General features: G+C 61.0%; 15 protein-coding genes and 1 tRNA gene. 8 read left to right on the top strand and 8 right to left on the bottom strand.

Annotated features, from left to right (window positions below):
* The first annotated feature begins 24 nt into the window (after nucleotides 1-24).
* Nucleotides 25-702: a response regulator transcription factor gene (locus ACWNZ3_RS17910; RefSeq protein WP_496900754.1), complete on the top strand. Its 678-nt coding sequence runs from the start codon at nucleotides 25-27 to the stop codon at nucleotides 700-702.
* Nucleotides 689-2,056 (top strand): sensor histidine kinase, encoded by a 1,368-nt coding sequence (locus ACWNZ3_RS17905; RefSeq protein ID WP_496900753.1) that lies wholly within the window; start codon nucleotides 689-691, stop codon nucleotides 2,054-2,056. Before ACWNZ3_RS17910 ends, ACWNZ3_RS17905 begins: the two co-directional genes overlap by 14 nt.
* Nucleotides 2,057-2,109: 53 nt before the next feature.
* Here the strand turns inward: ACWNZ3_RS17905 and ACWNZ3_RS17900 are convergent, their stop codons facing one another.
* The 8 genes from ACWNZ3_RS17900 to ACWNZ3_RS17865 form a co-directional block, all read right to left on the bottom strand.
* On the bottom strand, nucleotides 2,110-3,642 hold the full coding sequence (locus ACWNZ3_RS17900; protein ID WP_496900752.1) for a DHA2 family efflux MFS transporter permease subunit: 1,533 nt from the start codon (nucleotides 3,640-3,642) through the stop codon (nucleotides 2,110-2,112).
* A complete protein-coding gene (locus ACWNZ3_RS17895; protein WP_496900751.1) occupies nucleotides 3,639-4,643 on the bottom strand; it encodes an HlyD family secretion protein in 1,005 nt (334 codons plus the stop codon). The genes ACWNZ3_RS17900 and ACWNZ3_RS17895 overlap by 4 nt, the downstream gene beginning before the upstream one ends.
* Nucleotides 4,644-4,719: 76 nt before the next feature.
* The gene (locus tag ACWNZ3_RS17890) at nucleotides 4,720-5,241 is read right to left on the bottom strand and encodes a DUF1269 domain-containing protein (RefSeq protein WP_269362526.1); all 522 of its coding nucleotides are present in this window, start codon (nucleotides 5,239-5,241) and stop codon (nucleotides 4,720-4,722) included.
* Between the two features lie 85 nt (nucleotides 5,242-5,326).
* The gene (locus tag ACWNZ3_RS17885; protein WP_496900750.1) at nucleotides 5,327-6,109 is read right to left on the bottom strand and encodes a 3-hydroxybutyrate dehydrogenase; all 783 of its coding nucleotides are present in this window, start codon (nucleotides 6,107-6,109) and stop codon (nucleotides 5,327-5,329) included.
* A 28-nt stretch (nucleotides 6,110-6,137) separates the two neighbouring features.
* Complete coding sequence (locus ACWNZ3_RS17880) at nucleotides 6,138-6,500, bottom strand: SpoIIAA family protein (protein WP_269362530.1); 363 nt, start codon at nucleotides 6,498-6,500, stop codon at nucleotides 6,138-6,140.
* Nucleotides 6,501-6,532: 32 nt separating this feature from the next.
* Complete coding sequence (locus ACWNZ3_RS17875) at nucleotides 6,533-7,276, bottom strand: acetoacetate decarboxylase (RefSeq protein ID WP_496900749.1); 744 nt, start codon at nucleotides 7,274-7,276, stop codon at nucleotides 6,533-6,535.
* The gene (locus ACWNZ3_RS17870; protein WP_496900748.1) at nucleotides 7,273-8,403 is read right to left on the bottom strand and encodes a DUF3734 domain-containing protein; all 1,131 of its coding nucleotides are present in this window, start codon (nucleotides 8,401-8,403) and stop codon (nucleotides 7,273-7,275) included. Before ACWNZ3_RS17870 ends, ACWNZ3_RS17875 begins: the two co-directional genes overlap by 4 nt.
* 435 nt (nucleotides 8,404-8,838) lie before the next feature.
* Nucleotides 8,839-8,924 (bottom strand) — tRNA-Leu (locus tag ACWNZ3_RS17865).
* 172 nt (nucleotides 8,925-9,096) lie between these two features.
* Here ACWNZ3_RS17865 and ACWNZ3_RS17860 point away from each other — a divergent pair.
* The 6 genes from ACWNZ3_RS17860 to ACWNZ3_RS17835 all read left to right on the top strand — a co-directional run bounded on the left by ACWNZ3_RS17860 (nucleotide 9,097) and on the right by ACWNZ3_RS17835 (nucleotide 14,111).
* Nucleotides 9,097-10,083, top strand: a complete 987-nt coding sequence (locus tag ACWNZ3_RS17860; RefSeq protein WP_496900747.1) for a complex I NDUFA9 subunit family protein — start codon at nucleotides 9,097-9,099, stop codon at nucleotides 10,081-10,083.
* Complete coding sequence (locus tag ACWNZ3_RS17855; protein ID WP_274573626.1) at nucleotides 10,083-10,883, top strand: undecaprenyl-diphosphate phosphatase; 801 nt, start codon at nucleotides 10,083-10,085, stop codon at nucleotides 10,881-10,883. Before ACWNZ3_RS17860 ends, ACWNZ3_RS17855 begins: the two co-directional genes overlap by 1 nt.
* A gap of 157 nt (nucleotides 10,884-11,040) precedes the next feature.
* Nucleotides 11,041-12,477: an NAD(P)-dependent oxidoreductase gene (locus tag ACWNZ3_RS17850; protein ID WP_496900746.1), complete on the top strand. Its 1,437-nt coding sequence runs from the start codon at nucleotides 11,041-11,043 to the stop codon at nucleotides 12,475-12,477.
* A gap of 110 nt (nucleotides 12,478-12,587) precedes the next feature.
* On the top strand, nucleotides 12,588-13,034 hold the full coding sequence (locus ACWNZ3_RS17845) for a GFA family protein (RefSeq protein ID WP_269362546.1): 447 nt from the start codon (nucleotides 12,588-12,590) through the stop codon (nucleotides 13,032-13,034).
* Nucleotides 13,027-13,443 (top strand): GFA family protein, encoded by a 417-nt coding sequence (locus tag ACWNZ3_RS17840; RefSeq protein WP_269362547.1) that lies wholly within the window; start codon nucleotides 13,027-13,029, stop codon nucleotides 13,441-13,443. The genes ACWNZ3_RS17845 and ACWNZ3_RS17840 overlap by 8 nt, the downstream gene beginning before the upstream one ends.
* Complete coding sequence (locus ACWNZ3_RS17835) at nucleotides 13,440-14,111, top strand: hypothetical protein (RefSeq protein WP_269362548.1); 672 nt, start codon at nucleotides 13,440-13,442, stop codon at nucleotides 14,109-14,111. Before ACWNZ3_RS17840 ends, ACWNZ3_RS17835 begins: the two co-directional genes overlap by 4 nt.
* Nucleotides 14,112-14,120: the final 9 nt, after the last annotated feature.

Genomic DNA, 14,120 nt, shown 5'->3' with positions numbered 1-14,120 from the left:
GTTGCGGCTGGGTAAGGGACCGCCATGAAGATATTGCTGGCAGAGGACGACGCCGAGATTGCGAAATTCGTGATTGCCGGGATAGAAGAAAACGGCCACAGCGTCGACCACGTGACCGATGGGCGCGATGCGTTGAGTTATCTTTTGTACAATGAATGCGACGTTGCCGTGCTGGACAGGATGATGCCGGGCATGGATGGCCTGTCCGCGCTCAAGGCAATGCGGGCTGCGGGAAAATCCCTGCCTGTGCTCATGTTGACCGCGCTTGGTGATGTCGACAGCCGGGTAGAGGGCTTGCAATCGGGGGCCGATGATTACCTCGCAAAACCGTTTCATTTCTCGGAACTGATGGCGCGGGTCATGTCGCTGACCCGGCGCAGAACCGATCATGCGGCCCAGACGGAACTTGTCGTCCATGACCTGACTCTCGATCTGCTGACCCGAACAGCCCGAAGGCAGGATCAGAACATTGAACTGCAGGCCAAGGAATTCGCCATGCTGGAAATCCTGATGCGCAATTCCGGTCGTGTGGTGACGCGCACGATGCTGCTTGAGAAGGTCTGGAACTTCAATTTCGATCCCAACACCAGCGTTGTGGAAACACATATGAGCAGGCTGCGGTCCAAGGTGGACAAACCTTTTGACACCGCGTTGATCCATACCATTCGCAATGCGGGATATTCGATGCATGGACCGCGGTAACATCTTCACTGGCGGCGCGTTTCGCGTCACGGTCTATGCGACCTCGACACTTCTGACTGTCTTCGTACTGACCGGCATTGTCGGATACCGCTACCTGCAACAGGCGCAATACGAACACGCGCGGAACTGGGCACAACCGGTGATCGGGATATTTCAGAACCTCTATGCACAAGGTGGCGATGCCGCTGTTGCCGAACGAGTCCAGCATATGGCCGACTGGCAGGATCCGGCGAGCCGCTTGCTCAGCGTATACCGCGAGTCCGGCGACGTCATTGGTGGTGCATTCAAGCTCAGGATCGCCCCGCAAAGCTGGCATGTCCGGTCCATCGTTCCCGAGGAGGACAGCGGTCAATCCAGTGAATATTATTTGCAGTCGGTCAAGATCGGCACGCATACCTTTGTCGTTGGCGAAGATCTGACACCGCTTGTCCGGATCGAGGCGATCTTCATCCGGACCTTGATGATCATCGGCAGTTTCCTCGCGGCCTGTTTTGTGGCTTTGGGGTATTTTGCCAGCAGGGCCATCCAGATAAAACTGGAGCACATGGGCAGGGCTTTGCGGCGGTTTGCCGATGGCGATACAGCCATACGCCTGCCCGTTACCACAGCCAACGATCAGATCGACAGAGTTGCACAGACCATGAATGGCCAGCTTGAGCGTGTGTCCACGCTCCTGTTCGAAACCCAGGCCAGCGCCACCTCCATCGCACATGATCTCAAACGCCCCCTGGGCCGCGCGGTGCTGAGCGTGGAGAGGGCATTTGATGCCGCGGAGAGGGGAGAGGCACCGCAGGCCGCTTTGGAAGACGTTCAGGCCGAATTATCCAACCTCAACGCCGTGTTCGAAGCCATTCTGCGGATCTCACGCATTGATGCAGGCCATGGTGCGCGATTGCGCGATGACGTCGATCTTGTTGCCCTCGTGAAAGACCTTGCAGAGACCTTCGAAGTGGTCGCCGAGGAAAGCGGCCAGTCGTTCAAGCTGGTCCTGCCCGAAGGGGACACCCTGTTCCAGCGGGGTGACCTGGGCATGCTGACCCAGATGTTGGCGAACCTGCTGCAGAACGCGGTCAATCACGGGCCGCCGGGCAATTGCATTTGTCTCGCCCTTCTGGACGACCCGGCGGGGCCGATCCTTGAGGTCAGCGACACGGGCCCCGGCATTCCCGAAGCGGATCGCGCCCGGGTTTTTGACGCTTTCTATCGCGCCGAGTTATCCCGCAGCACACCGGGCAACGGCCTGGGGCTTACGTTGGTGAAAAGCGTGGCGGATCGCCATGGCGCGCGGATCACCTTATCTGACAACGCGCCCGGGCTGCGGCTTTCCGTTCAGTTTCCCCGGTCGGCGCGCTGATCCTGCCGGTGCGCCTGCAAGGCGTCAGTCAGGCGCGGTTGCCATCCTATCCTTCAATGCACCGGGGCGCTTGCCGCGCCCGCCCTGGGCCTCTGCATGATCAGGATGACCGGCAACATCAGGAATGCAGCCCAGCCTGTCAGCGTGAAGGCGTCCTGAAAGGCCAGCATGCTGGCCTGCGCCATGACCTGTCCCGAAAGCTGCGCTGCGCCCATCTGGGAATTTACATCCAGTCCAAGAGGGGCAAGCCAGGACAGGACGTTGGGGTTGAAAGGCGTGATCCCCGCGCTCAGCGTGGCCCAATGTAGCTGGGTTCGCGCCGCGACCTGCCAACCGATGATGGCGATCCCGATGGAAGATCCCAGCGACCGGGTCACGCCATAGATGCCGGATGCTTCGTCCTGCTTGTCGGGTCCGATGTTCTGGAATGCGAGCGTGGACATGGGCACAAAGAACAGGCCCATCCCGAGCCCGGCCACGACCCCCGGTGTCGCCAGATCCCAGAAGCCGGCGTTCAGGTTCACCGAACCCAGCATCAGGTTGCCGTATCCCGTCAACACCAGCCCGGCTGCCACCAGAAGACGGGGATCAAAGCGGTTGACCAGCACCGCCCCGGTGAAAACCATGGAGAACCCGGCCGCCAGCCCGCGCGGCATGAAGAGATAACCGGCATCAAGGACCGGATAGCCCAGCAACCCCTGCACGAACAGCGGCAGCACGGCAATGGTGCCGAACATCGCCACACCGAAGCCCATGATCGCCATGTTCGCCCCGGCAAAGCTGCGGTCCCTGAGCAGGGAAAAGTCGATGATGTTTGTCTTCAGGCCCCAGCCCCGAACAAAGAAGAACGCACCGGAAAACGCGGCGACAAAGGCACAGATCTGGATCAGCGGCGACGCGAACCAGTCGCGGGATTGCCCCTGATCCAGCATCAGTTGCAAGGCGCCGATGGCAAAGACCATCAACCCCAGCCCGATCCAGTCAATCCGGACGTGCCTGGTGTCTTCCTTTTTCAGCTCGCCTGACAACATCAGCAGCGCGAAGGCGGCAATCGGCAGGTTCACATAGAACACCGCACGCCAGGAGAAAGTTTCGGTCAGGATGGCCCCCAGCGTCGGGCCCAGGACCGGGGCGACCACCACGCCCAGGCCAAACAGCGCCATGGCCTGGCCGCGTTTCTCGCGCGGGAAATTGTCGAAGAGGATCGATTGCGACAACGGGATCAGGAAGGCGCCGAAAAGCCCCTGGCCCAGGCGGCAGAACACGATCATCTCGACGCTTTGCGACAGCCCGCAAAGACCGGAGAAGGTCATGAACCCAAGGATCGCCGTGGTGATCAGCCGCCTGCGACCGAACATGCGCACGAAGAAACCGGTCAGCGGCATGACCACGACGGAGGCCACGATATAGCTGGTAAGGATCCAGACAGTCTGGTCGTTGGTGATGCCGAATGCCGCCTTCATATGCGGCAGGGCGACGTTCACGATGGTGCTGTCCAGAACCTCCAGCACAGCAGTCAGGACCACCGCGAGGATGATCGGCCAGCGTGCCGCCTGCACAGGCGTAGAGATGTCCGAGGTGCTCATTGTCCGGCTTCGTCGGCAGAGGTATCGACAGTTGCGGTGACACTTGCACCGACCCGCAATTGAACCGCAGGATTCCCGGGTTTGTCCTCCAGCGAAATGCGCACCGGGAACCGTTGGGTCACCTTGACCCAGTTCCCGGTCGCGTTTTCAGGCGGCAACAGGGAAAAGACCGCGCCGGATCCTGCGCCGATGCTCTCGATCTTACCGCTCAGCCTGGTGTCCGGATACATGTCGATGGAAATCGAAACCGGCTGACCGGGACGGATGCGCATGAGGTCCGTTTCCTTGAAGTTACCGTCGACCCACCAGTGGCCATCCTCAACGATGGAAAACAGCGGTTGTCCGGCTGCCACCACCTGTCCGGGCCGAAGCGTAATATTTGCCACCCAGCCGTCGACAGGTGCCGTCACCGTTGCATGGTCCAGTGCGATCTGCGCTTGTGTCAGCTGCCCCAGGGCCGCGCGCACCACCGCATTTCTGTCACCCGGCTCACCGGCCTGCGAACGCGCTGCTGCAAGTGCCGATTGCGCTGCCTGAAGTGTCGCGGTGGCCTGATCCAGTGCGGTGGATGCCTGGTCTAGCGCGGCCTGTGATACGTCGCCCTTTTCAAACAGGGTTTTCTGCCGGTCATAACTGGTCTGGGCTTCATCCCGTGCCGTCTGCGCGCCTGCCACACGCGCCTGGGCGCCGAGGACATCGGCACTGGTGGAGCCTGCATTGCGCCGCGCCTGGTCATAATTGGCCTGCGCTGTTTCAACAGCGGCCTGCAACTGCGCGGTATCGAGTTTGAAGATCAGATCGCCTGCCCTGACATAATTGTTCTCGCCGGTGGAAACCTCGGTCACACGCCCGGAAACCTGCGGCGCTATGGTCAGGATATTGGCCCGCAGATAGGCATCGTCGGTGCTGGGGTAGATCAGCCCGTTCTGGTACCACCAATACAGGCCACCCCCGGCGATCACGGCGGCAATGGCAAGTCCGATCAGTTTGAAATTCGTCATGTGGCAGGCTTTCGGATGAATGTTGGCGGCGGCAGGGTTTGTCGGCCTGCCGCCGCGTGATCAAGTCAGCAACAGGTCATGCTGCTGCGCTTTGATCCTTGTGGATTTCGGCATGCGCCTTGTTGAAGGCGCGGCGCAGATGGTCTTCGGCGCTGGTGTCGAGGTTGGTGCGCAGGATATGCCCGCCCTTCATCCCAAGCCGGGTGATCACCTTGTCGGAGGCTTCGGTGCGCATCATCATGAACAGCGCGGCCTGGCCGGGTTTGAGCACATGGGCGACGTCTTTCATGAAGTCATCGTTGAGCCCATAGTCGGTCAATGCGCCGGACAACGCCCCGGCCCCGGCACCCACAGCGAGACCCAGAAGCGGGTTGAAGAACAAAAACCCGATCAGGACGCCCCAGAATGCGCCGCCCGTGGCCCCGACCGTCCACATGTTCACCATTTGGTTGAGTTTGACATGGCCGTCACTGTCCGCCGTCGCGACAACGGCATCGGCCACATCGACGAGATACTCTTTCGACATGCCGAAAAGCTCTTTGCGCGCGGCTTCGGCCTGTTCAGGTGTTTCATACCCGATTACAACAAGTTCAGACATTTGATTTCCTTTCGGTTTTCCTGGGTTCCTGGTTGATGCCGGAGGTCGGCTTGCGATGCCGGCCCCGGGATGGGTGTTGACCGGTTCAGGTCATCGACCAGCCATGGCTGACGTTCAGCGACTGACCGGTCAGGGCGTTGGTTTCGAAGGCCGCGAACATCCAGGCGACCTCGGCCACATCCTCGACGGTGGTGAATTCGGTATCCACGGTCTCGCCCAGCATGACCTTGCTGACGACTTCCTCTTCGGAGATGCCAAGGTCTCTCGCCTGTTCGGGGATCTGCTTTTCCACCAGCGGTGTCTTGACGAAGCCGGGGCAGATCACATTGGCGCGCACGCCCTTGTCGCCGCCTTCCTTGGCAATCACCCGGGCGAGACCGAGCAGGCCGTGCTTCGCGGTGACATAGGCCGACTTGAGCGCCGAGGCCTCCTTGGAATGGACCGAGCCCATGAAGATGATCGACCCGGACCCTTTCTTGTACATATGCGGGATGCAGGCCCTGGAGGTCAGGAAGGCGCCGTCGAGGTGGATCGACAGCAGCTTTTTCCATTCGTCGAAGGGAAAGTCCTGGATCGGGTGAACGATCTGGATGCCCGCGTTGGACACCAGCACATCCACCCCGCCCCATTCCTCGACGACCCTGGCCACGCCATCGTTGACCTGTTTCTCATCGGTCACGTTCATTTCGACGGCCATCGCCTTGCCGGGCCCGGTCTTGGTAAGGTCATCGGCGGTCTTTTGCGCCGCATCCAGTTTCAGGTCGGCGATCACCACACGCGCGCCGTCGGCGATATAGCGTTTCGCGATTTGCAGGCCGATGCCGCTGGCACCGCCGGTGATGATGCAGACTTTGTCCTTGAGGTTCATGATTTGAGTCCTTTCGGTTGCAAGTTGTTCAGTTGGCGGCCCAGGCCAGCGCCTCTGCGCGCCGGGTCAGGTCAAAGAATTTCACTTGGGCGGGCATGAAGGGGGCAAAGGCCCGTACCGTGCCCTTGATCCAGGCGTGATCGGTCACGAGGGCGATCTTTTCAAAATCGCACCAGTGTTCGAGCCCCAGCGCCGCGTCATCCAAAGCGGCATGGGCGGTGAAGCCTTCGAATTCGGGGCCGATTTCAAGGACCAGCCGCGCCTTGCCCTGTTCTGCGACCATCTTGTCCACGGCGGGGGTCAGGACGGTCTTGTAATCTGCGTCCTCGATCTTGCCGATGGCTTTGACAGCGATGAGGTTTTGGGATGTCGGTTGAATGTGCTCCAGCATCGGAAGCGCTCCTTTCTTGTTGATTGCGGGGATCAGGATTCGGTCAGGTAGTCGTGCACGACCTCGCCCAGCCCCAGTGTCAGATCGGCCACCAGATGCACCGCGCTGACGACCTCAAGCACCGGCAGGTCGGCCACGGGGGCGAGTGCATGGGCGTGCAAATCCAGTGCTGCGGGACCTTCCCATGCGCCTTTCAGCGTGATGTCGGTCATGTAGTAGCGGACCAGTTCACAGATGCGTGGCGTGCAATCGACGTGGGGGATGATCTTGAGAAGGAAGCTGGGCGTGGTCAGGCTTTGCATCACCGCGTCATGGTCCAGCGCGTGATGCTTGTAACCCATGGTGCCGGTGGCGACCCGTACCGACCCCATGTCCAGCGTGCCCACCAGGGTTTCGCTTTCGACGCGCAGCGCGGGTTCGGCCAGCTTCTTGGGAAAGCCCCAGATCTCGCGGCCCCCGGCGATGGGCGCATCGTCATTCAGGTACATGCCGTGCACGTATCCGCCCTTTTCGGCCTTGTAGCTGACCGGGATCACCTGCCCGGATTCGGTGTAGTCGCCAAAGCCGGTTGAATCGGGCATCCGGATGAATTCGAACTTGACCAGCGGGTCGGTGATCTCAAGCGGTTCGGGCACCACGGCGCGCAGGGCGTCCATGTCGGTGCGGTAGGTGATGATCAGGAATTCACGGTTCACGAAACGGTAGGGGCCGCGCGGATACGACGGGCTGGTCAGTGGCATGGAGAATGCCCGGGCGGTGACGTCGGAGATTTTCATTTCGATTTTCCTTTGCTGGTGGTTTCAGCTGCACCAAGGTCGAACACCTGCAAACCGTCCTGGCCGATCTTGCGTGCCTTCCAGGTCTTGTGATTCAGGGTGACCTCCACGTCCTCGTGGCCTTCGTTCCAGTGTTGCGTCATCGAAAGCCGGGAGAATTCGTAGTCCTTGGCACCGCCTTCAAAGCTCTGCTTGCGGTGGATCAGCTCGACCAGCGTGATCGGGCAGTCCGGCCCGGTTGCCTGCAATGTCTTCAGGTCCGGGTCGTCTTTCAGTTCCTTCGGGAGCCGCGCCGCAAGCCGGTTCGCCGCCATGCGCAGGTTGTGCAGCTGACGATAGCGGTCCGTGGTCAGGCGGGTGCGGCTGGAATAGCGGATATCCTTTTCACGCTGGCCAACGTCCAACATGGTCGCCGGCACCGCGTCCCTTGCGCTGAACAGGTCGATTTGGAAAATCAGGGCCGGATCGCCGGACCCCAGATTATCCATGACGAATTGTAACGGGGTGTTCGAAACCAGGCCCCCGTCCCAGTAGAAGTGGCCGTCAATCTCTACAGGCGGGAAACCCGGTGGCAGGGCACCGCTGGCCATGATGTGCTCTGGCTTGATCTCCATCCTGGCGCTGTCAAAATATGCAAAGTTTGCTGTTTCGACGTCGACAGTTCCCACGCTCAGGCGCGGGCCTTTTGCATTGAGATAGTCGAAGTCGACGAATTCGAGCAACGTTTCGCGCAATGGCGAGGTGTCATAGACGCTGATCGCCGGATGGGCGGAAATCGGAAAGAAAGCGGCGGGCCACCGTGGTTTGAAGAATCCCGGCACGCCGGTCGCCATGACATTCATCGCAGCGGCCTCGCCGTAGATCATGCGCGAAAACGGCGCTGCCAACATGGGTGCCGTGCTCAGCCGCGATGTCACCCGGTCCCAGAAACCGGTGAGGGCACCCAGACGGTCCTTGGGCGGATTCCCGCAGATCAGCGCGGCGTTGATCGCACCGATCGAAATGCCGGCAACCCAGTCCGGGCCCAGCCCCGCCGCCGCAAGCGCCTCGTAGGCACCCGCCTGATAAGCGCCCAGCGCACCGCCGCCCTGCAAGACAAGAACGATATTTTCCCTGATTTCAGACATCGTATAAGACCTCCGGTACCTCGCCAGATCGTTTCTGGCGTTCCGTGGCCTTACATATATGCAGGGCATGGCGCGCAGGAGTTGTGCGAAACTTACTTCTTTGTAAGGTTTGGATTTTCAGGGGTCTCGGGGTGCAAACGCCTGACCGAGGCGTTGATCAACAGGCGTCAGAAGACGATATCTGTCCGTTCCCTTCGGCAGGATCGCGGCGACAACAAACAGCAGGGGCAAGCCACATCGGCAGCGTGCATGGCGTTCATCCTGCGATTCTCGGGTCTTTTGCCGCAGCAACAGCAATCAGGCTGATCGGATTCCTTTGGGGATCGGCCATCGGCCATGCTGCCGCCGTGCCCCGGGCGAAAGCGGTGGCAAAGCGGCAGACTGCCCCTGCTTGAGCAATAAACCGGAGTGCTACCAGAATGTTGTCTGAGGATTTGGTGCCCAGGAGAGGACTCGAACCTCCACACCGTTGCCAGTACTAGCACCTGAAGCTAGCGCGTCTACCATTCCGCCACCTGGGCAGGTCACGTGAGCGCTGCATGTAAGGGGGCAACGGGCGGGTGTCAATTGCATTCTGGCATGAAATTGAACTTTGCGGGGTTCTGCCGGGGGTGGCTGGTGATTGCGCCTTGTCCGAGGATGGGGGTATCGTTAAACCGGCTACGTGAATTTGATCGCGCGAGGTGCTTTATCATGTCCAGGCTGGTTACGATCTACGGCGGTTCCGGGTTTATCGGGCGCTATATCGCGCGCCGCATGGCAAAGGCAGGCTGGCGCGTCCGCGTTGCTGTGCGCAATCCCAATGAGGCCATCTTTGTCCGTCCCTACGGTGTTGTCGGACAGGTGGAGCCGGTCCTGTGCAACATTCGCGATGACGCCTCCGTGCGCGCCGCGATGCAGGGGGCCGAGGCAGTTGTGAACTGCGTGGGCATCCTTGTCGAAAAGGGCCGTAACAGGTTCGATCCCGTGCAGGCGGAAGGTGCCGCGCGGGTGGCCCGGCTTGCCGCCGAGGAAGGCGTCGCGCGGATGGTGCAGATTTCCGCCATTGGGGCGGATGCCGATGCGCCCAGCGATTATGCCGCCAGCAAGGGCGAAGGCGAAATGGCCGTGCAGAAGTACATGCCCGATGCGGTTATCCTGCGGCCGTCGATTGTTTTCGGGCCCGAGGATGACTTTTTCAACCGTTTCGCGGGCATGGCGCGAAACAGCCCGGTATTGCCCGTTGTCGGCCAGGACATTCGGTTTCAGCCGGTCTATGTCGACGATGTCGCACAGGCTGCCGTGTTGGCTGTGATGGGCAAGGCGGAGGGCGGCATCTACGAACTGGGCGGGCCCGAGGTCGATACCTTCAGGGGTCTGATGGGGCGGATGCTGGATGTGATCCACCGCCGCCGGCTGATTCTGAACCTGCCGAACTGGATCGCGCGGATCATGGCCGGAGGTTTTGACCTGCTGCAATCCATCACGCTGGGGCTGTTCACCAACCGGATGATCACCCGCGACCAGATCAGGAATCTTGCCAAGGACAATGTCGTGTCCGACGGCGCTAAAACCTTTGCCGATCTGGGGATCAAGCCGGTCTCCATGGCATCTGTCCTGCCTGACTACCTGTGGCGCTTCCGCCCGTCGGGCCAGTATGACGCGATCAAGGATTCCGCCCGCAATCTGCGCAACAGCTGATGGATATCACAATCGTCGCGGCCTTTCTGGGCCTGCTGGAAGGGTTGACGGAGTTCATTCCCGTGTCTTCCACCGGCCATCTCTTGCTTGCCGGGCATTTTCTGGGATTCGAAAGCGCCGGCAAGACCTTTGAGGTGGTGATACAGCTCGGGGCGGTATTGGCGATCCTGACGCTTTATGCGGCGCGGCTGTGGGCGGTATTTGCCGCCGCACCCAGTGATCCGGCGGCGCGGCGGTTCATCCTGTCGGTGCTGGTGGCCTTTCTGCCTGCCGTGGTGATCGGTGTGATTGCCCATGATTTCATCAAGACGGTGCTTTTCGAGACACCGATGCTGATCGCGGTCATGCTGGTTCTGGGGGGTATCGTCCTGCTGTTCGTAGACCGGATCGCGCCGGAACCCCGGCACGAGGATGCCATGGCCTTTCCCCTGTCGATGGCACTGAAAATCGGATTCATTCAATGCCTTGCCATGATTCCGGGCACTTCGCGCTCAGGGGCCACCATCGTGGGCGCGTTGATGCTGGGGGCCAGCAAGCGGGCAGCGGCAGAATTTTCGTTCTTCTTGTCGATGCCGACCATGGCCGGTGCCTTTGCCTATGACCTTTACAAGAATCGGGACGTGTTGGATGCTTCGGCCATGGGCGAGATCGCCGTTGGCTTTGTAATGGCGTTTATCGCGGCTGTGCTCGTGGTGCGCTGGCTGTTGGATTACGTGAGCAGGCATGGCTATGCGCTGTTCGGCTGGTGGCGAATCATTGTCGGGCTGGGTGCGATTGCTGCGTTGTGGGCGGGTTACTGACGGTTAGGTCCGGATCGGAACTAATTAGAGGTGATATTTGCCAGAAAATCGCGAGCAGGGCTCAGAAACTGATATATAGGTCAGCATGTCTGACTTTATTTCCAATTTATGCTAGGATAGAGGGAAGGTCTCGCAGTAATTCTGGAAGGGCATGATCATGGCAGAGCAGCCGATGCTGAAATTCGTGAATATCGAACGGGACATGCCCGAGAAACGTCCGCCCGATCTGCGCCGGACAGATTTCAACGAAATTTATGCAGAATACGCGGATGCCAAGGCCAAGGAGCAATCCAGCCGCTGCAGCCAATGCGGCGTGCCCTATTGCCAGTCTCATTGCCCCCTGCACAACAATATCCCGGACTGGCTGCGCCTGACCGCCGAGGGGCGGTTGCAGGAGGCTTATGAAGTCAGCCAGGCGACCAACACCTTTCCCGAAATCTGCGGCCGCATCTGCCCCCAGGACCGTCTGTGCGAAGGCAATTGCGTGATCGAGCAATCCGGCCATGGCACCGTCACCATCGGCTCGGTCGAGAAATACATCACGGACACCGCCTGGGAGGAAGGCTGGGTCCAGCCGATCAAACCGGGCAGGGAGCGCCCCGAGAGCGTGGGCATCATCGGCGCAGGCCCCGGCGGTCTGGCGGCGGCGGATGTGCTGCGCCGGGCCGGTGTGCAGGTGACGGTCTATGACCGTTATGACCGTGCAGGCGGGCTGCTGACCTATGGCATCCCCGGCTTCAAGCTGGAAAAGGACGTGGTGATGCGCCGCAACGATCAGCTGGCGCAGGGCGGGGTCAATTTCGAGCTGAACTGCAATGTCGGCGTGGACATCTCCTTTGCCGATATCCGGGACAGGCATGATGCCGTCATCATTGCCACCGGTGTCTACAAGACGCGGGAAATTCAGGCGCCCGGCAGTGGCGTGCCCGGGCTGGAGCGGGCGATTGATTTCCTGACCGCCAGCAACCGCAAGAGCTTTGGCGATGCGGTGGAGGATTTCGACAACGGGCGGCTGAATGCCTCCGGCAAGAAGGTCGTGGTGATCGGCGGTGGCGACACGGCGATGGATTGTGTGCGGACCTCGATCCGGCAGGGTGCGACCTCGGTCAAATGTCTTTATCGCCGGGACCGGGCCAACATGCCGGGCAGCCAGCGCGAAGTGGCCAATGCCGAGGAAGAGGGGGTCGTTTTCGAATGGCTCTCGGCGCCCAAGGGCTTTGTCGGCGATCCGGTGACCGGCGTGATGGTGCAGAAGATGCGCCTGGGCCAGCCCGACGCGACAGGCCGCCAGGCGCCCGAGCTGATCGAGGGTTCGGATTATGTCGAAGAGGCCGATCTGGTGATCATGGCGCTGGGGTTCGAACCCGAAGACCTGCCAACCCTCTGGGACGAGGCCGATCTGCCGGTGAACCGCTGGGGGACGATCAAGGCGGATTACGTGTCCGGGCAGACCGCGCTCGACGGGGTCTATGCGGTGGGTGACATCGTGCGCGGCGCGAGCCTTGTTGTCTGGGCCATCAAGGACGGACGCGACTGTGCGGAGGCGATCCTGAAGCGGCTGGATCAGGGCGCGACCGCGGTCGCTGCGGAGTAGGAAAGCAGCAGGCACAACCTGTGCACCATCCGTGCTCAGGGGGTACACCACTGCGGTGACATCGGAAACACGACAGGTCCGCAAATCAGACCTGTATGGGATCAGGGAGAATGACAATGCCGAGCGACGTGATCAGCGGTCAGTGCCTCTGTGGGGCGGTGAAGATCACCGTGACCGACCCGTCGGGTTGGGTCGGCGTCTGCCATTGTGCCATGTGCCAGCGGTGGAGCGGATCGGTCTTCGCCAGCTTCCCCGCCGCGCCCGAAACGGTAACGGTCAGCGGACCGGTCAAGGTTCATGCATCGTCCCAGCTGGCGGAACGCGCCTTCTGCGGTACCTGCGGGTCACATCTGTGGATGCGCGACCGCGAAGAGACCGCCGAATACGATCTGATGCCGGGTCTTTTCGAGGCGGCAAAAGACTGGCCGCTGCGCAGCGAAATCTATTGCGACGAGGCCCCGGCGGCCTTTTCGCTGGAAGGCGATCACCGCAAGGCCACGGCAGAGCAGTATCGTGCAAAATATCCCCGCGCGCAGGAGGTGACCGACAATGTCTGAAATCAGCGGCCAATGCCTGTGCGGCGCGGTTCGTGTGACCGCGCGCACAGAAGACCCGATCCTGCGGGCCTGCCACTGCGACATGTGCCGCAGGCATACCTCCGGCGCATTCTTTTCCATCGAAACGGTGCCTGGCAGCGTTGAGGTATCTGGTGACGCTTCGGTCTATCGGTCCTCCGAATGGGCGCAGCGCGGGTTCTGCAGCACCTGCGGGTCGACCCTTTGGTATGAAACTCTCCATGACGGGCGCCGCAACCTGGCGGCGGGCCTGTTTGCGGATGGCGGCGGCGCCCCGCTGAAGATGGAATTCTTTGCCGATATGTGTCCGCAGGGCTACCGGCTGGCGGGGGACCACAAGCGCCTGAGCACCGAGGAAACCATCGCGATGTTCAGCGGAGGCGATGCATGATGCGCGCCCTTGCCCTGATCCTGCTGGCCGGCCCGGCGGCTGCCGGTACATTCACCCCGCCGCAGGGCTGCACCGCGCATCTTACCGTGCAGACCCGCAGTTGCGTGGTGGAGCATCTGTGGACCTGTGCTGCCGATGCCCCCGGTCTGCAATGGCGTGGCGAGATCGACCAGCGCGGGCTGGTCTATGTCGGTCAGATCGACGCAGAGGCGCAATGGGTCCAGTCGTTCTTCCTGACCAGCGGAGAGCGGGAAAGCCTGATCACCCCGGCGACAGATCCGGCGAGCCTGAGTGGCCTGTTGCAAAGCGGGCTGGATACCTATGACTTCAGCCTCGACACGGCGGAGGGCACGCACCGGGTGGTCGGATTCGACCGCATTGCGGAGCGCAACGTCATGATTGATGGCGAGCGGCTGCACCGCACCGAATATTCCATCCGCAAGACAGATGCGGATGGCGCGATGATCTACGAGGCCGAAGGGTCGGAGTTCGTGTCGGAAACCCATGGCAGGTTCTTTTCCGGCACCGGCGATGTGACCCGCCCCGATACGACGTTTTCCTATGACAGCCGGCCTGTCGATTTTATCTATCCCGGTCAGAAAGGTTTTCTGTCCGATACCCCCCTTTTTGGCTGTGACGCGCTTGCGGCCAGCTTTGTGAGCGAATGAAAGGATCCG

This window comes from Sulfitobacter sp. IGS-18, assembly GCF_059628195.1.
This window is presented reverse-complemented; position numbering and strand designations above follow the sequence as displayed.